This window comes from Phyllobacterium sp. T2-21 (genome assembly GCF_055378485.1).
Genome location: NZ_AP027912.1, coordinates 2765753 through 2786372, shown reverse-complemented (window position 1 = coordinate 2786372; position 20620 = coordinate 2765753). Strand labels below are relative to the sequence as shown.

The window sequence follows — 20620 nt, the reverse complement described above, 5'->3', positions numbered from 1 at the left end:
AAAGAGAAGCAGATTTCGTAACGCGGAGCCAAGGGCGCGAATAAAATGACCAATGAAGCTTTAGAGACCGCGTTGCAATCAGCCGGTTTGATCGAAAATCTGAGCTTCAATGGCGATGACGTGAGCGAATATCACATCGTAGAAGCGCAATTCCGCAATTGTCACTTCAAGAATTGCAATTTTGACCTGAGTAAAATCCATTCGTCCGAATTTATCAATTGCCGTTTTGTTCATTGTTCATTTCGCGAGGCCGAATTTCAAAACTGTTCATTCTACGATGAGGTCGAACAAACGGGATCCCAATGGTCGTTTTGCAATCTGACCGAGGCCAAGTTTTCACGCAGCAATTTAAGCCTGAACAAACTTGATAAATGCGACGCTTATCTCCTCGAGTGCATGGAATGCGCAGCCAGCGGCATGTCATTGGAAATTGGGGTCCATCGAGAGGTCGGCAAACGGATATTGACCGGGGGCGTGCGCTTTTCCGATTGCAAAATGCAGTATGCGGTTTTTGTACCTGGAAACTACGAGGAGAGCAGGTTTGAACATTGCGATCTCCGCGATGTCTCCCTCGCTGGAAGCAACCTGACCCGAACAAGTTTTATCGGTTCCAGCATCAACAATATCGATCTGTCGGGGGCCACGCTCGACAATGCGGTTCTCGCAAACGCAACTTTCGATGAGATCGACCTCGCGTCGATGTTTTCCTATAAGGCAATGGTGGTGAGCCGTGACCAGCACGAGAATATTCTGGCGTCGATTGGCATCGTGACGCTCAACTGACACCGGGATTGCCGCTTCCTCGGGAAACCGGCCCCATGTCAATACTGTCATCTCGCGTGTTGGCTTGTCGTCCCTATCACTGGGGCTTGTTGCCGGCACCCGGGCGGCTCTTCACGTGATCGATGAAAGCGCGCAGTTTCGGCAGCATTTGATGGCGGCTGGGATAGTAGAGATAGACACCGGGCATCATCGGCGCGAACCGGTCGAGCACCCCGATGAGTTTGCCCGCTTTCACCGCGCTGGAGGCGACGGGCCCGGGCACCTGCGCAAGCCCCAATCCTTCCACCGCCGCACCGAGCACCGTCGGCATGTCGTTGGCGATAAACGGTCCGGAAACCATGACGTCGACCGGCTCGTTGCCGCTGACAAAGGACCAGGGAGCGATCGACCCGTTCGAGCGGCGCATGCGTATGCAGGCATGATGGCGCAGATCGTCGATGCGCTCAGGCCGTCCCCGCCGGTACAGATAGTCGGGGCTGCCGACCACGGCCAGCGGGAGCGACGGCGTCAGCTGCACCGCGATCATATCGGCCTGGATGAACTGGCCGAGCCGGATGCCGGCGTCAAATCCCTCCGCAGCGATGTCGACGAGCTCCGCGCCCGTGGCGATCTCCACCTCGACATCGGGATAGGCTTGGCAGAAGGAAGCGATCAGCGGCTCCAGCAGGATCGGCACCACGGCCCGGGGGGCTGCAAGCCGCAGCAGTCCGGCCGGCCGCCGCCCAAGATCGCGTGCAATCTCGCTTGCGGCGACAAGCTCCTCGAAGGCGGGTTTTGCGCGCGAAAGGAACCGTTCGCCGACTTCGGTCAAGCCGACACTGCGCGTCGTGCGGATGAAGAGTGCCGCGCCAAGACGCGACTCAAGCGTGCGCACCGCCTGGCTGATCGCAGACGGCGTCACCGCAAGATCCGCAGCCGCCTTGCGGAAATTGCGGTGCTGCGCGACGCTCAGGAACGCCTCGACGCCGTCGAGTGCACCCTGCCTGACTGTGAAGTTCCGTTTCATAACCCGTCAACATTATCGCGAATAGTCGATCGCGGGAAGCAGTCCTATATCGGTATGCAGGTCAGGGCATCACGCGGCGGCCGGTCATGGCCACCATGCCACCTGACATCCGGCAGAATGGATAGGAACCCAAATGTCCCCGGCATTCATCTTCAATGTGCATCTGGTTCTCGGTTACATCCCGTGGCTGCTTTGCTTTGGCGCCTATGTCTGGCCCAGGCTCAAGTCCATGGACCAGGCCGAGGCGCAACGCGCCATCGCCACGCTGCACAGTTTTCGCTTCTTCGGTCTCGTCTTCATGATTCCGGGCGTTGTTGGCCCCAATCTGCCCTCCGACTTCGCAACAGTCGCCGCCTATGGCGACTTTGCCACCGGCCTGCTGGCCATGCTGGCTCTTCTCAGCGTCAGGACGCGCCCGCTTTTCCAGCTGTTTGTCGTTGCATTCAATCTGGTGGGGGCGGCCGACATCCTCATTGACTATTATCACGGCATCCAGCTCGGTCTTCCCGCGCTCGCGGGGCAGTTGGCCGGCGCGTACTGGATTCCGATCATCTATGTCCCCCTGCTGATGATCACACACGTCGCCGCACTGTATTTGCTGATGCGTTCTCAGCTCAGCGTCGTCGGATATCCTGAGTCTCGCACTTGACTGTATCCCCCCTGGGGGGATATGGACGCTTGATGAATATCGATCAAAAACATTCCCACCACAGAGAAATAGCTCTTCGCCTGAAGCGGGCGGATGGCCATTTGAAGAAAGTCATCGAGATGATCGAGACGGGCCGAGCCTGTGTCGACATCGCCCAGCAGTTGCATGCTGTCGAAAAGGCCATCAGCCAGGCCAAAAAGACACTGATTCAGGACCACATCGATCATTGTCTGGAAGATGCCGTCAGTTCGATTTCGGCTGAACAGCGCGGTTCGATTGATGAGTTCAAGACCATCACCAAATATCTGTAAGGCGTGATCGACGATGCTTTTCGTTCTCTATAACCGAACATACCGGCATTTGTTCGCGGCACAGGTCATTGCCCTTATCGGTACGGGGTTGGCGACGGTTGCCCTCGGACTACTCGCTTATGACCTTGCTGGAAAAGACGCGGGCGCCGTTCTTGGTACCGCCCTGGCCATCAAGATGATTGCCTATGTGGGGGTTGCGCCGATTGCTGCCGCGTTTGCCGAGCGGTTGCCAAGACGTGCCATGCTTGTCAGTCTTGATCTGGTCCGCGCCGCCGTTGCGATGGCCTTGCCGTTTGTCAGCGAGATTTGGCAGGTCTATGTGCTGATTTTCGTGCTTCAGTCGGCATCGGCCGCTTTCACGCCGACATTTCAGGCAACGATCCCCGATGTTCTGCCCGAAGAGAGGGACTACACACGGGCACTCTCGCTGTCGCGGCTCGCCTATGACATGGAAAGTCTTGTCAGTCCGATGCTGGCGGCGGCGCTTCTGACGGTCATCAGTTTCCATAGCCTGTTTGCCGGCACGGTTATCGGGTTTCTGTTTTCGGCTGCACTTGTTGTCTCCGTCACGCTGCCCAGCCCGAAACCATCTGAACGGCGTGGCATCTATGACCGTACAACACGCGGGATGCGCATTTACATGGCAACACCACGCTTGCGTGGACTGCTTGCCATTAATCTGGGTGTTGCTGCTGCCGGGGCGATGGTCATTGTCAACACAGTCGTCATCATCCAATCCGAGTTTGGTCTGACGCAGCGGTCGACTGCGCTGGCGCTTGCAGCCTTTGGCGGCGGTTCCATGCTTGCCGCGCTTCTTCTGCCTCGTCTGCTTGAGACAGTTCCGGATCGCAGGGCGATGTTGGCAGGAGTTGTCGTCTTGTTCGCCGGCCTGCTTGCCGGTGTGGTGATGCCGTCATTTGTGCCACTATTGGTGTTGTGGTTTTTGCTCGGTCTCGGCTACTCGGTTGCGCAGACACCATCGGGCCGCCTGCTCAGGCGCTCCGCACATGCCGAGGACAGGCCGGCACTGTTTGCAGCGCAGTTTGCCCTTTCCCACGCGTGCTGGTTGATCACTTATCCCCTGGCAGGATGGCTTGGAGCGGAATTCGGGCTTTCATTCACATTCGTCGTACTGGCGGGCATCGCTGGTTTCTCTCTCCTGTTGGCCGCCCTGGTTTGGCCCGCAGGCGATCCTGATGTCGTTGAGCACAGTCATGCTGGACTTGCGCATGATCATCCGCACTGGGAGGAGGGAACCGGCAGAAGGGGTTTCAAACACGCACATGCCTTTGTTATAGACCGTTATCATGATGTGTGGCCGTGTGATTTCTGAACTTGCCACGGTGTGCCTATTCCCGAAACATATGTCCGCTCGGTTATACTTGACATAATTCCGGTTCGTGCCAATTTAATACGCATGGGGATTGCGATCTCCCCACGAGGCGTCAGCCCAAGTATCGCGTCCAAGAAACCCGATTTGACGGAAGGACGCGACATGTCTTCGACCACAACTATTACACATGATAAATTGGCACGGCTGATCGGAACACCCGGCAGCCCGGTTCTTATTGACGTGCGGATCGATGAGGACTTTGACCTTGACCCGCGATTGATCCCCGGCGCGCGCCGGCGATCCCACAGGAACGTCGACACCTGGGCCAATGAGCTTGAGGGCAAACGGTCAATCATCATCTGCCAGCAGGGCAAGAAACTGAGCGAGGGCACCGCAGCCCTGTTGCGGTATCACGGTGTCGCTGCGGAAAATCTGGTCGGCGGCCATGAAGCCTGGAGCAATGCCGGGCTTCCTCTCGTTCCCGTGGCAAAATTGCCTGCTCTCGACCCGAAGGGAAGGACGGTATGGGTGACGCGGGCACGGCCGAAGGTGGACAGGATTGCCTGCCCCTGGCTGATCCGGCGTTTTGTTGATCCGGATGCGGTTTTCCTTTTTGTCACGCCTGCGGAAGTGGAAGCGGTTGCCGACCGGTTCAACGCGGCACCCTTCGACATCGAGAATGTCTTCTGGAGCCATCGTGGCGCGCTGTGCACCTTCGATGTCATGATCGAAGAATTCGGATTGGACGCTGAGCCGCTGTCGCGGCTGGCGGCCATTGTGCGGGGTGCCGATACGGCCCGTCCCGATCTTGCACCGGAAGCACCCGGGCTGCTGGCAGCATCACTGGGTCTGTCGCGCATGTACTCCGACGATCTGGAGCAGCTTGAAGCCGGCATGATACTCTACGACGCGTTTTACCGATGGTGCCGGGATGCCACCGACGAAACACATAACTGGCCCAACAGAAGGCCGGGAGCGTGAGATGGTCCAGATTGTCGGCGCTGAAAGGGAGGTTGCTTCGGCAACCTCCGGGAACCACGATATTTCCTTTGCTGAAGCTGTCCGTGTCTGGGTGCGTATTGCCGCATTGAGCTTTGGCGGGCCAGCCGGGCAGATCGCGGTGATGCACCGCATCCTTGTCGATGAGAAACGATGGATCGGCGAGGGCCGGTTTCTGCACGCGCTCAATTATTGCATGCTGTTGCCCGGGCCTGAAGCCCATCAGCTTGCCATCTACATCGGATGGCTTCTGCACAAGACCAGGGGCGGCCTTGTCGCAGGCATTCTATTTGTGCTGCCGGGTTTCCTGTCGATACTTGCCCTAAGCTACATCTATGTCCTCTTTGGCAATGTTGGTGCCATCGAGGGATTGTTCTTCGGCCTGAAGGCAGCTGTCCTCGCCGTCGTGTTGCAGGCGGTCGCAAGGATCGGCAGACGAGCGCTCAAGAATAGGGTGATGGTGCTTATTGCCGTCGCGGCGTTCTTGGCAATATTTGCATTCCGCGTGCCGTTCCCGCTCATCATTCTGGCCGCTGCAATCATTGGATATTTTGGCGGGCGTGCGGGATCGCCATTGTTTCAGGTGGGTGGCGGACATGGACGTTCGGGTCCCGGACTTGCGGATCGGGATTCTGCCCTTGGCGAGGAGACGCCGGCCCACGCGCGTCCAAACCTTCTCTGGTCGTTGCAGATATCGGCCGCCTTCCTGCTGCTGTGGCTCATCCCCGTGGCAGCCCTTCTACTGATCCTCGGGCCGGATAACGTGTTCAGCCAGATCGGTATCTTTTTCAGCAAGATGGCGATGGTGACCTTCGGCGGCGCTTATGCGGTGCTGTCCTATGTGGCACAGGAAGCCGTTCAGAATTACGGCTGGCTCAAGCCGGGCGAAATGCTCGACGGCCTTGGTATGGCTGAAACCACGCCGGGGCCTTTAATACAGGTTGTGCAATTTGTCGGTTTCATCGGCGCATTTCGTGATCCGGGTGTGCTGTCTCCGCTGACCGCTGCCACACTGGCGTCGATCCTGACGACCTGGGTGACCTTTGTTCCGTGCTTTCTCTGGATATTTCTTGGAGCCCCCTTCATCGAAGGCTTGCGCAACAACAATGCGCTGACGGGAGCCATGTCGGCTATCACGGCGGCAGTTGTTGGTGTGATCATGAACCTGGCAATCTGGTTTGCCCTTCACCTGCTGTTCAGCGAAATCATCCACTGGCAGGCATATGGCATCAATCTGGATGTTCCCGTGGCGCGTTCAATCAATGTGCCATCGTTGCTGCTAACGCTTGCTTCCGTCGTTGCCATCTTCCGCTTCAAGCTTGGGATGATCCCGACGCTTCTGATTTCGTCAGCGGCGGGGATTGGGTGGTATTTTGTCATGGCTTATATTTGAGTACTGATAGGAAAATGGAAGACGAAGGTCGGCTGAATTGCAAAATGGCTGCCTTTCATTCCGCAGAGCAAAGTATTTACCACCACATACTGGAAGGTCTCCTTGTTAAAGGAAGTCAAATCGGCTTAATTGCCTTATCGATCATCGACCAGGCTTGAGCCTGGGACCGGGTGGGAGTGTATCGCTTGCTGTTTTGGCTGGGCCAGAAATATCAGCACTTGACCCATAACGGGGGCTGCGCCTGCCACAGCCCGCGAGCGCAGCAGCTATTTGCACGCGTCGACAAGGGACTGTCGCGCCGCTCCGTTTTGAAAGGTGTCGCAGCGAGCCTTGCCGCTCCTGTGCTTGGAATGGTCAGCCCTGGCTTCGCGCAGACTCCTGCCAAACCGATCCTGCTCACCAATGTGAATATTTTCGACGGGACAAGCGGAAAACTTGTCGAAGGTCAGGGCGTCCTGGTCGAAGGTAAATTCATCAAGGCCCTGGTCACGTCCGCTGACACGGTTGCCGATGCCGACGTCGTTGACTGCGGCGGACGGACGCTGATGCCGGGCATGATCGACGCGCACTGGCATTCGATCCTGGCGGGCATTTCACAGATTGCGGCCATGACCGCCGATATCCCTTACGTCCATCTTGTCGCCGCGCAAGAGGCAGAGCGCACGGTGCTGCGTGGCTTCACCACGGTCCGCGACGTGGGCGGTCCCTCATTCGCCTTGAAACGCGCCATCGACGAGGGGCGCATTGCGGGGCCGCGTATCTATCCTTCCGGCGCCATGATCTCGCAGACGTCAGGGCACGGCGACTTTCGCATGCGCACGGATCTGCCGCGAACGGCGCAAAGCGATCTCAGCGTGGCCGAGCAGGCGGGGATTTCGGCTATCGCCGACGGAGAAGCGGAAGTGCTGCGCCGGGTGCGCGAGCAACTCATGCTGGGCGCCAGCCAGATCAAGATCATGGGCGGCGGCGGCGTTGCTTCTGCCTACGACCCGATTGATGCGCTCCAATATACCGAAGCCGAGATGAGGGCGGCAGTGTCAGCGGCGACGGACTGGGGCACCTATGTTTGCATCCACGCCTACACCTCCGCCGCCGTTCAGCGCGCCCTCGCATGCGGTGTCCAATCCATCGAGCACGGCCAACTTGCCGACGAGGATACCGTCAGGCGCATTGCGGATGCGGGTGCATGGTGGAGCATCCAGCCATTCCTTGCCGATGAAGATGCCAACACCTACGCGTCGCCCGAACAGCGCGCACAGCAGCAGAGGATCGCAGACGGAACGGCCCGGGCGGTCGAACTGGGGCGCAAGCACAACGTACGGATGGCGCTTGGCACTGACATATTGTTCAGCCCGAAGGGCACCGCCACGCAGGGCAAGCAGCTTGCCAAGTTCGCCCGGTGGTATGACAACGCCGACGTGTTGCGGCTTCTGACCAGCGGCAATGCCGAGCTCGCGGGTCTTTCCGGACCGCGCAATCCCTATCCGGGAAAGCTCGGCCGGATCGAGCCCGGTGCCTATGCCGATATTCTCGTGATCAACGGCGATCCGCTCAAAGACATCGCCTTGATCGCCGATCCAGAGCGAACGATGCAGCTCATCATGAAGGACGGGCGCATCCACAAGAATACACTGTAAGCGTGGAGGGGGCCTTGAACAGATTTACCGTTGCCGTTGTCCTGGGTCTGTGCGGCGTTCAGGCTGCATATGCTGCCGATGTGCTTCCGAGCCAACCAGAAGAAGCGGCGCCGATGCCCGTCGAACGTCCGAACTGGGCCTTGCAGATTTCTCCGTATATGTGGGCGGCCGGTCTGAAAGGAAACGTATCGCCGTTCCGTCGCGGCCCGACCATCGGCGTCGAGAAATCATTCTCGGACGTTTTGGACAACTTCAACATCGGCGGCTTTGTCAATGTGTGGGGGCGCTATGATCGGTTCGTCTTCTCCGGCGACATCATGTATGTCGACACGACCGACAGCCACGGTGCCGGGCCGTTGCCCTCGTTTCAGCTTCCCGGTGGCATTGTCGTGCCTGCCGGAACAAACATCGATGCGACGGTCGACACGAAGCAGTTCATGGCGACATTGCAGGGAGGCTACCGTGTCGTTGACAGGCCGAGCTTCACGCTTGACGCGCTCGCCGGTGCGCGTTTCTGGCATATCTCCAACGATGTGACGCTCACCGTAGGCCTTGGCGGCGGCAGTGTGACCCGCAGCTATGGCGAGAGTTTCGGCTGGGTGGATCCGGTGATCGGCGCGCGGGCATTCCTTCCGGTGACGGACAAGCTCTCCGTGCAGGCTCAGGCGGATATCGGCGGCTTTGGCGCAGGGTCGAAGCTCACATGGTCGGCGCTCGCGACGGTCAACTACCTCGTCAACGATCACCTCTCCGCCTCGGCAGGCTATAAAGTGCTTGATGTCGACTACGAGCACGGCGGGCATGTCTATGACACGCGGTTGTCCGGGCCAGTTCTGGGCTTGACTTACCGGTTTTGAAACGAGGCTACGGCCCACGGCGGCTGCAAGGAGATGAATGGGATGCTGTCAGCCGCCGTGACAATCATAGTCAATCACCCGCTTTAATCGGAAGCGCTGACCATGCAGACTGCTATCATTTTCGATTGCGAGTTTCTTTGCCGCGAAGGGTCCCAGCGTCGATTCTGGTGTGCGGCTGATGATCCTGATCCGGTTATTGCACAAATCGGGGCGGTGAAACTCGGGCTGGAGGGAGATTTCCCTCTTTTGGGCACGTACCGATCTCACGTTCAGCCGGTGGACCGATTTGGCAACAGGTATGCACTCGATCCGTTTTTCACCAAGCTGACGGGGATCACCGATGAAACCATGGAAGCGGAAGGCGTATCGCTGCAGGACGCACTGGCAGGCGTCGATCGCTTCTCAAATGGTGCGCGATTCTGGTCGTGGGGGAAGGATGAGCTGAACATGGTTGCCATCAGTTGCTATGTCGCCGGCATTCAGCCACCCATTCCGGCTGGCCGGTTCGACAATGCGGTAAAGCTGCTGATTGCGGCTGGGATGCCAATTGAGGATTTGGCCAAGACGCCCAGCAACAGGCTTGCTGATTACTATCGTGTGAAACATCCCCCGTTGCGGGGACACGATGCACTTGATGATGCCCTTTCCGTGGCATACACGCTCCAATATTTATTGAAATCTGGGAAATTGCAGCCAGACTTTTTCGATCACAGCGAGCCTTGAAAGTCAGCCGCTTGGTGCCCAATCGCATGCGTCAGCTCACGATGGAGACAGGTGGGAGCGCGATCTGTTATGGACGGCCAAGGAATGACCGGATTGGCTGGGCATCACAGACCCGAGCCCCGATATAGCCGCCGCCGCCAAGAGAGCTTGGCCTTGCGGGCAAGCCGTGGCGAGCAACAATCCCTCCGATATCCGGCAGAGTGAAGACCTGGCCGCGACATGGAGATTTGACACGTGAATTGCCATTCACCGGGATAGGCACACAGGTGGCATTCTCCAGACATTAGCAGTCACCGTCGATCGCTGCTAATATATTGTATTCTAATGGTTATTATGTGTATCCCATCGATTTTTCATTGAAGTCGGCGAACAAGTGCGGCATCATATTTCCAATGTGAGAACAACGGAGATTGCGATGCACTTTTCGTCAGAGATGGAACGCCAGCTGAAGGGCTACGGTATCACAACTGCTCATATTCTATACCGCATTCCCCATTTTCAATCCGTTCTGCAGACCTATATCTGGCAGGACTACGATCTTGCTCCGGAATTTCCCGAGATGAGGAAATTCCTGGACTTCTGGCAAAGAAAACTGGATGGCCCGCTGCATTCCGTTCGCTATTGCCATCGACGCCTCATTGGCCCCAGTGAGTGGCGTCATGTCGATGGTGAGTTCAAGTTGAACTGAGTGACCTGACGATCTGCTGGGCACGGAACGGGGATGACGCAGTTCGATAGGCAGTCTGCGTGTTGGCGCTGGATCGCTCAAGCCTTTCGTCATCCCCGCCCAAATCAACCCGCGGTGCGCGGTACCGGCGTGTTGAGCAACTGCTGCTCCCATAGATAGGCGATGCCGCTGCCGCCGGCGTGCTGCTTGAGAACTTCGGTCAGTTCTGCGGCGTGCTCCGTCCTGGCCCAGTCACGTTGCCACTCCGAGGCCACCGCCAACCAGGTCATCATGTTCGCACCCGCGCGGAGCATGCGCTGGATCGCCACCTCGTGGGCCTCAACCGAAGTGCCACCCGACGCATCCGTGACCACCGTCACATCCCAGCCTTCGCCCAGCGCCTGGATTGTCGGCATCGCAACACAGATCTCGGTCCACAGGCCGGCGATGATCAGTTGCTTGCGGCCCGTCGCCTTGACCGCATCGACGACCTTCCGATCCTCCCAGGTGTTGATGAAGGTCCGGTCAATCACCTCCTGGCCAGGGAACACGTCAGTGATGTGCGGAAAGATCAGACCGCCGCGCGCCGCGATCACGCTGGTCAGGATGGTGGGGACGCCGAAGGCCTTGGCGGCCTTCGCCAAGGCGGTCGTGTTGTTCACCACGGCCTGCGGGTCGTGGCTGTTCAGATTGGCGAGCTGGTAGGGCTGGTGGTCGATGAGAACGAGTACGGAATCTTCGGGACGTAGAAGAGAATCAAGGCCGTTACGAAAGGTCATTATTGCTTCCTTATGCTGCCGTTGTTGGTGAGGTTGGTTTGCGGGAAGACATGCGCCAGCGGCGACGTTGCCTGAAAGGGACATTGCCGTTCCCGGACGCGATGCGGTAGTGTCCCTTTAAGGCAAGCTGTGTCGCGAAATGGGGAACGCTGAATTGGATATCGAAGAGCTAGAGACATTCGTCGAAGTTGCTGACGCTGGGGGCGTTTCGCCCGCTGCGCTGCGCCTCGGCGTCTCCAAGTCGATTGTCAGTCGTCGGCTCTTCCGGCTTGAAGCGGAACTTGGCGTCCAGCTTCTTGCACGAACCACCCGCGGGGCTGCTCTGACAGAAGCCGGGGCCACGTTCCGAGACTATGCAGCAAGAGTGTGCGCCGAGGTCGACGCGGCCAAGGAAGCGATCCTACCCGCCGGTGACCTTCGCGGCCGCTTGCGCGTTGCTGTGCCGCTTTCTTTCGGATCGACGCATTTCGCTCCCATCCTTGCGGAAATGGCGCGACGCCACCCCCAGCTCCAAATCCACACCTGCTACAGTGATCGTTTCGTCGATCTCATCACAGAAGGTTACGATTGTGCGATTCGGGTTGGCTATCTTCAGGACTCCAACTTGATCGCAAGACGCGTCGGACCGATCCATGGGAAGTTCGTCGCGAGCCCGGACTATATCAAGGCGCATGGGTCGCCCGAAACGCCGGAGGAACTCGTCGCCCACGAGGCCCTCATGCAGGGCACCGAAGCCTGGCAGCTCTTGGATGGCGACAAGATCGTCACGGTTCGTCCGCAGGGGCGCTTTAAAGCCGACAACGGCATTGCTCTGGTCGCCGCCGCGGTGGCAGGACTCGGGATCGCTTACCTGCCCGATTGCCTTACCCATGAGTATATAGCCTCCGGCGCGCTTGTGCCGGTCATGACGCATTATCCGCCGCCTCCGGCAGGTGCCTATGTCATTCGCCCGCCAGGTCAGCATCCCGCACGGAAGATACGGGTCCTCACCGAATTGCTGATTGAGTATTGCGACCCTGCTCAGCCGCCCGCGGGTGAATGACACAGGCACCTGCCGGCGTGGTGCATCGACCATGGCGGTCTGGATTACGAAGGGGATGACGAATGCCGAGCAAGAAACGTTGGCTGTCTGGCCGCCTCCCGCCAGTTCAAATCATGTAGGCGGAAACTGGTTCCCCGATGGCAGAGGTCAGCGACTTAAGACAATTGGTGACAAGCTGCACGCGCATTTCCTGCTCTTGGCTGCGGCGCTACCGGCCCCATGCCGCAATCGGCTAGCGTGTGGCAACGAGTTCAATTCATGATGGTATTGCGCCGGGCCGTTTCACGGGCAAGGATTTCACGGGCGGCGTGGTCCGCAATTGGGATGTTGAGGTCTTGTGAGATTTCGCCAGCGGCGATCAGGGCATGGTAACGCGCACAGCATACGCGCAGGAACGATGTGAAGTTGCCGAGGTCGTGGTCAGCGTCCATCGCCTCGTGCCAGAGCCGCGTGATGAGTTGCGCGACGGTCATGCCGTCGCGCTGGCCGATCTCGGTGAGCGTATCCCAGAAATGGTTTTCGATCCGGATCGAGGTGGCGACCCCGTCAATGCGCAGGCTGTGCGTACGGCTCTGCCATTGACTGGCATCGGCCTTGATGAAGAGCTCGCACATCGTAAGGGCCTCCCGTCTTCTGGATGTCAGAGGATCGCCAGAAACTGCTTCAGCCATGCCGGATGGGCAGGCCACGCAGGTGCTGTCACCAGATTGCCATCAGTGACGGCCTCTGTCACCGGGATATCGGCAAAGGTGCCGCCTGATGCCGTCACCTCGTACGCGCAGGCAGGATAGGCCGAGCAGGTCCGCCCCTTCAGAACGCCGGCAGCGGCGAGCAATTGCGCACCATGGCAGATGGCGGCAACGGGTTTCCGGGCTTCGAAGAAGTGCTGCACCATCTTGATGACGTCCGGGTTCATGCGCAGATATTCCGGCGCGCGGCCGCCGGGAACGACCAGCGCATCATAATTTGCGGGGTCGACGGCATCGAAATCCGCATTCAGTGCGAAATTGTGGCCGGGTTTTTCCGAATAGGTCTGGTCACCCTCGAAGTCATGAATCGCGGTCTTGACCGTATCGCCGGCCTTCTTGCCGGGGCAAACCGCAGCAACGCTGTGGCCGGTTGCAAGCAGCGTCTGGAACGGGACCATGGTTTCATAGTCCTCGGTGAAATCGCCGGTGATCATCAGAATCTTCGCCATCGCATATCCTCCCTTGCTGATGGATGAGGCGGCAAGGATAGGCCGTAAGGTGAGAAGGCAGGTGTTAACCCGATACTACGGGAACACTCGACTGTTGCTCTCGGCCATTACTGTTGGGCCTCACTGGGCTGAACATGCGGTTTTGGTCATTTGAAAGAACAGATGGCGCGCTCCCCGCTATTGGATCACGCATCGCCACCAGCGGTACATTTATCGCACTAAATTGAGCAGCAATATGATGCGACGGTGCTCCCTTCATGTCCCAAAGTCACTATTCCTCGCTGTCTGATGTCTTGCCGCATCTTCTCCAGAAGTAGTCTGAAATACGGACGCAACAAAATGAAGAATGTAACCCGATGCCCATGCCCATGATAGTCTTCGGGAAGCAGGATAACGGTGTCGCGTCAGTCGCTCTTGTCGCAGCCGATCGTCTGGATCTTGTCCCAGATCTTTGCAGGCTTGGGAACGTCCAGGCTGAAAATCGTTTCGAACGTGTCGGCAAGATGATCCGCGCTCGTGATGCGCTGTTCGCTGACGTCCTCTGCCGTCACGCGGCACAGGCAATCGTTCTTCAGGGCGAGATAGCCATCCGCGGTATGCCGCAGGATCGCCAGCGCGTTCGTGAACGGCGAGCCGGGATCCTGCGTCAGCCAGCCAAGCGTGGCGGTGATGGCGGCCTCATCGCTGTGATCGGGCCGGAAATCGAAGCTGTGCGCCATGCCGCGCGCATGGTTCCTGAAACGCAGCCAGCCGTCGTCCGTCGGCATGATCGAAAAATCGAAGCCGCGCTGGCTGATCGGCCCGACGGCAAGCGGCACAGGCTCGACGATGGCGTCCGCCAAGCCGACCTCGGCAAGGTACGGGCGATCGAGATCGACACGCAGCGTCAGATGGTTGCCGATGGCGTTGTCGCCCAGTGTTTCACGATTGACGCCGCCGCACAGGCGGGTCACGCGGAATCCGAGCGCGGCAAGCGCCGCGCCGAACAGGCCATTCATCTCGTAGCACCAGCCGCCGCGCTTGCCCTCCACCATCTTGGCGAAGGCGGCGGCCGGGACGAGCGAGGACGGCCATCCCATGAAAGCATCCAGTGCCTCCCAGGTGAAGGCCAAGAGATGGGCGCGGTGAAGTTTCGACAGGCTGGCGACGTCGAGAGAAGACGGCCGTTCGACCCCGATCCTTGTAAGATAGGCGTCCAGTTGGCCGGACGTCAGGGTCATTCCACTTTCGCTTGAAGAGGCGTGCGTCATGCTTCTGTTTCCTTTCGATGGACGGTTCGAGCTCTGTGTGAAGACCCCGCTGCGAAGTCCTCGATTTCTGCCACGAGGCGTGCGGGTCCCGGGCCTTCCTCGGCGATGGCACGCCCAAGTGCCAACGCCCGCTCGGCAAAGCTCGGCTCGCAAAGGACGCGCCGCACGGCCTCGCCGAGCATTTGCGCAGGTGCCGAAGGGTCGAGGCGCAGGCCTGCGCCGTGATAGTCCACACGCGCGGCGTTGTCGTTCTGATCGCGCCCCATCGGAAGAACGACGAGGGGGACGCCATGGCGCAGCGATCGCATGATCGTGCCGTGTCCGCCGTGGGTGACGACGGCGCGGGCCTTGGTCAAAATGTCGTCATGCGCTGCATTGGCAAGAATGGTGACATTCGCCGGCGATTGAAGGCGAAGTCCCTCAAGTGCTTTGCCGAGGGTGAGGACCAGCTCGATCGGCTCCCCGGCCAGACCGGATATCACCCGCTGGAGCACGTCGGCCTGCCCCTGATTGGTGGTGCTGAACGATACGAGCACGAGTGGCCGTATCTCGCCCGCTGATGGGGCCGTCCAGCGTTCGTGCGCCCAGCTCGGCATCTCCAGAAGCGGCCCCACATAGCGCACACGGTCCGGCAGGCGCTCGGTGGGGAAATCGAAGCTGGCGCTGGTGGCAAGGAGATGGCGGCCGGCGCTCAAGCGCTGTTCGTGGACATGGGCCAGCGGCGCGACGCCGAAATGAGCACGGGCGGCGTTGAGGCAAGGCAGGAAGGCGTCCCATACTTGCTCGACCCTTGCCGAAACCTCGGTGTCGCGCGCTCTGTCCGCCGCCGACCGGGCAGGCTGAAAGCCCGGACCGAACGGCGGATGTCCGGGGAGAGGCCAGAGCGAGATGTTGCTTGCGAGCAGAGCCGTCGGAACCTTCGCAATTTCGCCCGCGAGCATGCTGCCGAACAGCAGATCCGAGCCGAGAAGGATGTCGGATGGCTCCGTTGCCAGTGCTTCAAGAATATCCTCGGCATAGGATTGCGCTGGTCCGACGAAGATCCGTTCGCACCCTCTTTGGAAACCGGCCAAGGGATCGGCGGTTTCCCAATCACGCACGAAGCAGCTCTCGGGTGAGCGATCAGGACGGTTCGGCGCGTGCGTCCATCGGAGGAAGCGAGCTCCCGCCTCGATCGCCTCCGCTCTCATCGTGTCGTCGGCGATGAGGCGCACGTCGTGGCCCCGGCCAGCGAGCGCGCGCACGGCCCCGAGCGTCGGCGGCACGTTGCCGCCGCCTTCCCAGCAGACTGCCAGGATACGCAGATGGGCCTCCGCATCTGTCGTCTTCATCATTGCCTTGCTCCTTTCTCGATGAAGACCGGATCAGTTCGTCTTATCCTCACGCAGCAGGCGCTCGATCGCCTGCGTCATGAGCCGGTGTGTCTGCGCGGCCGAATGCCCTTGCGCCCGGCGCAGCAGATGCCAGATCCAAACATCGGTCAGGGCCAACAACTGCGCGAGCCGATCCGCGCGGGGCTGGCCGTCGAGCTTGTCGAGCCAGCCCTTGAACATGTCTTCGATCCACTCGCGATGACCTTTGCGTCCGCGATCGAGGACGGCGGCGAACTCGGGAGTGCGCGCTTCCTGCCCGAGCGTCCGCACGATTATGTCGCCCGTGCGTTCGTAATCGTCCATCAGGAGTGCGACGATGTCCGCCTCGCTTTGGGCCGGCGTGCTCCAGCGTTGGTCCCGGATCGAGACATCCATCTGGGCCGCCATGGCGCTGAGCACGCCGGTCTTGCCGCCGAACCGCCGTATCACAGTTTGACGGGTGGTGCCTGCCGCGGCAGCGATGTCGTCGAGAGTGATCTCGTCGAACCAGCATTCTCCGAGGAGTGCAATCAAGGCGTCGACGATCTGTTGCTCGGTATCCTGAACAGCGTTGGCGCGCGCCGACTGGCGATAGGCTCGTGGAGACATGGTTGTCGCCCTCAATTTCATGTTACATAGAGTAATTCCAAATTGAAGGGGATGTCAACGGCGGTTGGCAACGCACGCAGTTGCGACCTTGCATAAAGCATCTTGGTCAAGGTGTGAGCTGTCTTTGGCTGCATCTATCTGCAAATGAATATCACATGCATCTAACTAATTGATTTTGCTTTGACTTTTTATTCATTGTCAACTAGATGGGTGCCATCGGGGAGTAGCTACCGTCCATTGGGCGGGGTCGCGTCAACACACTTGCGCAAAGGCGCGTGGTGCGATCAGCCGATCTGTCGGCCAAGCAAGACCGTGGCGAAAGCACCAGACGAGCGGGGTGTGTCTTCGCCCGGTCCAAGGCTCGACTGGAGCAAATTCCATGTCCCGAAATCATAGCGATACTCAAATCTCCAACGACAACGCGGCACGCAAAGAACGCGTGGCCTTGTTATCGATCCTGGCCAGTGCCGCGATTGCGATTGGCAAGTTTGTCGCCGGTATTCTTTCCGGATCGCTTGCGCTGATATCGGAAGCAGCACACGCACTTGTCGATACGGGCGCGACGATCATTACCTATTTCGCCGTGCGCACAGCCAACAAGCCCGCCGACGAAGAACATCATTACGGGCATGGCAAGTTCGAAAGCCTTGCGGCGCTGGCCGAGACCGTCATCCTGTTCATCCTGGCGACGGTCGTCATCATGCATGCCTATGATCGCCTGATGCAGGGCGGCGGTGAATTCGAGCCGACCATTCTGGCCTTCTCCGTGCTGATCGTCTCGATCATTATCGATATCAACCGTGTCTATACGTTGCGCAAAGTGGCACGCGAAACTGGAAGTCAGGCACTTGCGGCCGATGCGCTGCATTTTGCATCCGATCTGGCCGGGTCGACGCTGGTGCTTCTCGGACTCGTCGCTGCACTTTTCGGCTTCAAATATGGCGATGCGCTTGCCGCAATCGGTGTTGCGCTGTTCGTCGCCATCGCGGGTTGGCGTCTTGGCCGCAGCACGATCGATACCCTTCTCGATACCGCTCCGAAAGGCATGGCCGAACGGGTCCGGGCAATCGTGAATGATGTGCCAGGTGTCGTCGAGGTTGCCGGTGTCCGGTTGCGACCGGGAGGGACCGGGAACTTTGGCGAGATTGCGGTTGCAATCTCACGGACACTGCCGCTGGAGAGGGTGGTCGCGATCAAGGAGCGCATTACCAAAGCGGTCCGGGAGGAGTTCGCCGACACAACCTTGACGGTGACCACCGAACCAAGAGCCCTGGATGATGAAACGGTGCTTGATCGCGTCTTGATTGCGGCCGCCAAGCGGCGATTGCTGGTGCATCATATCACTGTTCAAGAGGTGGAAAACCGCCTGTCGATCAGTCTCGATCTGGAGGTCGACGGGCGATTGAGCCTTGGCGCGGCCCACGTCGAAGCAACCAGGCTCGAAATCGCTATCCGGGACGAACTGGGGCCGGAGACGGAGGTCGAGACCCATATTGAACCCTTGGAAGTCTCACATCTCTCCGGTCTGGATGTGCCCCAAAGTGAAGCATCTGAAGTCAGCGGTATTTTGGAAGCGACCGCTGCCAAGATACCAGCCATCGAGAGTATTCATGATGTGCGTGTACGGCGTACCCCGGCCGGGCTCGTGGTCAACTATCATTGCTATTTCGATGACGCGCTTGACGTAGCCACCATGCACAAGAACGTCGACCTGCTCGAACGCCGTTTCAGAAGGCAGTATCCGGGAGTGGTCCGGGTGGTCGGTCATGCCGAGCCGCGCTTGGCGACAATCCTGTCCCAAGAGTCATGATCGCAACCGTTCGCATTTGATCTTGTCCTCCTGGGGAGGGTATCGGTAACCGATGAACAGCGATCAAAAGCATTCCCACCACAGAGAAATAGCTCTTCGCCTCAAACGGATGGACGGCCATTCGACGACCATCCGCTTTGCTTCGTTGCTGATTGCATCCTGATCGCAACGACGATGCCCGTGCGCCTCAATTCAATCGTCGTCTTCGTCGCGGTGCCTCCACTTGTGCTTGTACCAACCCTTGTGTCGGCCGTTGTCGTAACGCCAGTCATCCCAGCGATGCCACCGCGGGGGCGGGGGCCCCCAACCCCAGAAAGGCGGTGGGGGCGGGCGGTAGTAGCGGCGCACGCAGTAGCCCCTCTGTGACAAATACGCGCCCGGACCGCACCAATAGTCGGCACGCTGCACCAAAACACCATGATCCGAGGGGGGTAGCGGGATGCGAGGAGAGGCTTCGGCACCAAAGGAAAAGGCAGACAATGCTGCTGCCAGCGATAGTACGAACGCTCTCATATCCGTCACTCCTTTCATATTGCTTGCTAACAATAGCCTTGCAACTTCAGGCGGAGAAAATACGCAACATCGATTGCATGGCACAAAACTTGAGCCTCGAAGATGTCGAATTGCTCCAGTGTCCCGCCTGTGAGGCCTGCAATACAGACATCTCGATAACGAAAAATGGTGGTCTTTTCATGATTACCCCATTGCTTCAATTCGGTACTTTTCAGGAGATGCCGGTCGTTTTCCCCGATGGGCATGCCGGCATGGCGCCGCTACTCACGCTTCAACGCAGGCGCTGTCACATTCTGACGATCCGGAATGTGACGGCTTGGTGGCACCCGATGCATTGCCACGGACACACCCTCAAGGCGCTGAGCGAAATGGCTTGCCCGTCCCGCACCACCAATGGAGCGACACCATTCTGTTCGCTCCAAAGGGCACAGTCGAGTAAATCGTGTCGGGTTTCCTGAAAAAATGTCTGGGATGAGCACTGATGGGAGAATGGGGCTCGCAAAAGTGTAATTCAGTCGAGTCCAAGACCAAGCTTGCTCCACCTGGTTTTAAGATCATCAAGCACAGGCACAATCGCCAATACGAGAAGGATGGCTGCAAGCGCAAGCGATGCGGCAAAACCGAGATGCTTGAAACCGATTGCGCCGGCGATACCGCCAACAAGAAACAGCGCGACAAGGGACGCCAGCAGCTTGAGCTTTTTGCGGTCAGCCTTGACGAAAGGCGTATCGGGGCTGCTGGGTGATGCATTCCAGTAGAAGAGCTTGCCCAATTCGATGCCCATGTCGGTCACAAGGCCCGTCACATGGGTTGTCCTTATGCGTGCGCCGGAGAGTTTGGTGATGATGGCGTTCTGCAGGCCCATGATAAAACACAAGAGCATGACTGTTGCCGGAACGAACAGCCATTCACGGTGCTCCAGGTTGCGGCCGAGCAGTCCAAAGCAGATCAGCAGTATGGCTTCAAACATAAGCGGCAGAGCGTATTCGCTCTGGAGTCTTTTCCGCCGCGCCCAATTGACCAGTATGGCTGAGCAGGCGGCTCCGGCCACAAAGGAGAGAAAGGCAGCGAGGCCTGCAAGCAGCAGACTTGTGTCACCGAGCACCAGATTATCGGCCATGGCAGAGACAATCCCTGACATATGAGAGGTGTATTGATGAACGGCCAGAAAGCCTCCGGCATTTGCAGCTCCAGCCACAAAAGTCAGGAACTGCGCAAGATGCCGATCGGTCTTTTCAAACCGTTCTCTCCCGGCAATCTTGCGCAAATAGGGGATCATCAATCGACAGCGACAGGAATTGAGTTGCACAGGTATGTTGTGAAAGTCCTGCCGCTGCACGGTGCATCCCACAGCATCTGCATTTAGTTGAACTTTTGCGACGGTTGACGGTACCTTACGCCTCTGCCACCCGTTTCGCTGCGCGCATGTTCGCCGATCAGCTCAATACCTGCGCGATCAAGGGCGTTGACGACCTTCATCAGGCTGTCGACGATGCCGCGCACATCGCCTTCACTGGCTTCCATCCGTTGAATGGTCGGCAGGGAAACCCCCGACATTTCCGCGAGGGCTTTCTGATCGATACCGAGAAGTGCTCGCGCTGCCCGCATTTGGTTTGCAGTAATCAAAATCGTATCCACTTTTATCATTGAGTAGTTAGCTGCATCACCTTACCACTGATGTATAAAACATCAATATGAAACGATAAAAT

21 protein-coding genes, 1 pseudogene and 1 riboswitch are annotated in these 20620 nt (G+C 58.7%); of the genes and pseudogenes, 13 read left to right on the top strand and 9 right to left on the bottom strand.

The window, feature by feature from the left end; all coding sequences use genetic code 11:
• The first annotated feature begins 45 nt into the window (after positions 1–45).
• Positions 46–783, top strand: a complete 738-nt coding sequence (locus ACZ5FP_RS14020; RefSeq protein ID WP_464660824.1) for a pentapeptide repeat-containing protein — start codon at positions 46–48, stop codon at positions 781–783.
• 76 nt (positions 784–859) lie between these two features.
• Here ACZ5FP_RS14020 and ACZ5FP_RS14015 read toward each other — a convergent pair whose 3' ends face one another.
• Entirely contained in the window at positions 860–1789 is a 930-nt protein-coding gene (locus ACZ5FP_RS14015; protein ID WP_464660822.1) for a LysR family transcriptional regulator, read from the bottom strand.
• 133 nt (positions 1790–1922) lie between these two features.
• On the opposite strand from ACZ5FP_RS14015, the gene ACZ5FP_RS14010 reads away from it, so the two are divergent.
• From ACZ5FP_RS14010 to ACZ5FP_RS13970, 9 genes are all read left to right on the top strand, one after another.
• A complete protein-coding gene (locus ACZ5FP_RS14010) occupies positions 1923–2438 on the top strand; it encodes a hypothetical protein (RefSeq protein ID WP_464660820.1) in 516 nt (171 codons plus the stop codon).
• 32 nt (positions 2439–2470) lie between these two features.
• The gene (locus tag ACZ5FP_RS14005; RefSeq protein WP_463012302.1) at positions 2471–2749 is read left to right on the top strand and encodes a metal-sensing transcriptional repressor; all 279 of its coding nucleotides are present in this window, start codon (positions 2471–2473) and stop codon (positions 2747–2749) included.
• Positions 2750–2762: 13 nt separating this feature from the next.
• The gene (locus tag ACZ5FP_RS14000) at positions 2763–4082 is read left to right on the top strand and encodes an MFS transporter (protein ID WP_464660818.1); all 1320 of its coding nucleotides are present in this window, start codon (positions 2763–2765) and stop codon (positions 4080–4082) included.
• 162 nt (positions 4083–4244) lie between these two features.
• Entirely contained in the window at positions 4245–5063 is an 819-nt protein-coding gene (locus ACZ5FP_RS13995; protein ID WP_464660816.1) for a chromate resistance protein ChrB domain-containing protein, read from the top strand.
• Between the two features lies 1 nt (position 5064).
• The gene (gene chrA / locus ACZ5FP_RS13990) at positions 5065–6474 is read left to right on the top strand and encodes a chromate efflux transporter (protein WP_464660814.1); all 1410 of its coding nucleotides are present in this window, start codon (positions 5065–5067) and stop codon (positions 6472–6474) included.
• A gap of 185 nt (positions 6475–6659) precedes the next feature.
• A complete protein-coding gene (locus ACZ5FP_RS13985; RefSeq protein ID WP_464660812.1) occupies positions 6660–8111 on the top strand; it encodes a metal-dependent hydrolase family protein in 1452 nt (483 codons plus the stop codon).
• A gap of 41 nt (positions 8112–8152) precedes the next feature.
• A complete protein-coding gene (locus ACZ5FP_RS13980; RefSeq protein WP_464663277.1) occupies positions 8153–8968 on the top strand; it encodes a hypothetical protein in 816 nt (271 codons plus the stop codon).
• A gap of 102 nt (positions 8969–9070) precedes the next feature.
• Entirely contained in the window at positions 9071–9691 is a 621-nt protein-coding gene (locus ACZ5FP_RS13975; protein ID WP_464660810.1) for a 3'-5' exonuclease, read from the top strand.
• Between the two features lie 415 nt (positions 9692–10106).
• The gene (locus tag ACZ5FP_RS13970) at positions 10107–10379 is read left to right on the top strand and encodes an usg protein (protein WP_346306607.1); all 273 of its coding nucleotides are present in this window, start codon (positions 10107–10109) and stop codon (positions 10377–10379) included.
• Between the two features lie 104 nt (positions 10380–10483).
• Here the strand turns inward: ACZ5FP_RS13970 and ACZ5FP_RS13965 are convergent, their stop codons facing one another.
• A complete protein-coding gene (locus ACZ5FP_RS13965; RefSeq protein ID WP_464660808.1) occupies positions 10484–11137 on the bottom strand; it encodes a hydrolase in 654 nt (217 codons plus the stop codon).
• A 154-nt stretch (positions 11138–11291) separates the two neighbouring features.
• Here ACZ5FP_RS13965 and ACZ5FP_RS13960 point away from each other — a divergent pair, with 154 nt between their 5' ends.
• Positions 11292–12179: a LysR family transcriptional regulator gene (locus ACZ5FP_RS13960; protein WP_464660806.1), complete on the top strand. Its 888-nt coding sequence runs from the start codon at positions 11292–11294 to the stop codon at positions 12177–12179.
• A 251-nt stretch (positions 12180–12430) separates the two neighbouring features.
• Here the strand turns inward: ACZ5FP_RS13960 and ACZ5FP_RS13955 are convergent, their stop codons facing one another.
• The 5 genes from ACZ5FP_RS13955 to ACZ5FP_RS13935 form a co-directional block, all read right to left on the bottom strand.
• A complete protein-coding gene (locus ACZ5FP_RS13955; RefSeq protein ID WP_223613073.1) occupies positions 12431–12793 on the bottom strand; it encodes a ribbon-helix-helix domain-containing protein in 363 nt (120 codons plus the stop codon).
• 26 nt (positions 12794–12819) lie between these two features.
• Entirely contained in the window at positions 12820–13377 is a 558-nt protein-coding gene (locus ACZ5FP_RS13950) for a DJ-1/PfpI family protein (protein ID WP_464660804.1), read from the bottom strand.
• A 404-nt stretch (positions 13378–13781) separates the two neighbouring features.
• The gene (locus tag ACZ5FP_RS13945; protein ID WP_464660802.1) at positions 13782–14627 is read right to left on the bottom strand and encodes an arylamine N-acetyltransferase family protein; all 846 of its coding nucleotides are present in this window, start codon (positions 14625–14627) and stop codon (positions 13782–13784) included.
• Positions 14624–15961 carry a glycosyltransferase gene (locus ACZ5FP_RS13940; RefSeq protein WP_464660800.1) on the bottom strand — a complete coding sequence of 446 codons (1338 nt, stop codon included), beginning with the start codon at positions 15959–15961 and terminating at the stop codon, positions 14624–14626. Before ACZ5FP_RS13940 ends, ACZ5FP_RS13945 begins: the two co-directional genes overlap by 4 nt.
• Before the next feature lie 30 nt (positions 15962–15991).
• Complete coding sequence (locus ACZ5FP_RS13935) at positions 15992–16588, bottom strand: TetR/AcrR family transcriptional regulator (RefSeq protein ID WP_464660798.1); 597 nt, start codon at positions 16586–16588, stop codon at positions 15992–15994.
• Between the two features lie 206 nt (positions 16589–16794).
• Positions 16795–16890: riboswitch (yybP-ykoY riboswitch) on the top strand.
• 77 nt (positions 16891–16967) lie between these two features.
• On the opposite strand from ACZ5FP_RS13935, the gene ACZ5FP_RS13930 reads away from it, so the two are divergent.
• Positions 16968–18398, top strand: a complete 1431-nt coding sequence (locus ACZ5FP_RS13930) for a cation diffusion facilitator family transporter (protein ID WP_464660796.1) — start codon at positions 16968–16970, stop codon at positions 18396–18398.
• 1054 nt (positions 18399–19452) lie between these two features.
• On the opposite strand, the pseudogene ACZ5FP_RS13925 reads toward ACZ5FP_RS13930, so the two are convergent.
• Positions 19453–20169 (bottom strand): annotated as a pseudogene (locus tag ACZ5FP_RS13925) (YoaK family protein); the annotation flags it as partial.
• Here ACZ5FP_RS13925 and ACZ5FP_RS13920 point away from each other — a divergent pair.
• The gene (locus ACZ5FP_RS13920) at positions 20068–20277 is read left to right on the top strand and encodes a hypothetical protein (RefSeq protein WP_464663350.1); all 210 of its coding nucleotides are present in this window, start codon (positions 20068–20070) and stop codon (positions 20275–20277) included. The pseudogene ACZ5FP_RS13925 and the gene ACZ5FP_RS13920 sit on opposite strands and share 102 nt — an antisense overlap.
• Here the strand turns inward: ACZ5FP_RS13920 and ACZ5FP_RS13915 are convergent.
• Positions 20274–20537, bottom strand: coding sequence for a helix-turn-helix domain-containing protein (locus tag ACZ5FP_RS13915; protein ID WP_113095787.1), 264 nt, complete (start codon positions 20535–20537; stop codon positions 20274–20276). The two genes, ACZ5FP_RS13920 and ACZ5FP_RS13915, sit on opposite strands and share 4 nt — an antisense overlap.
• Positions 20538–20620 lie beyond the last annotated feature (83 nt).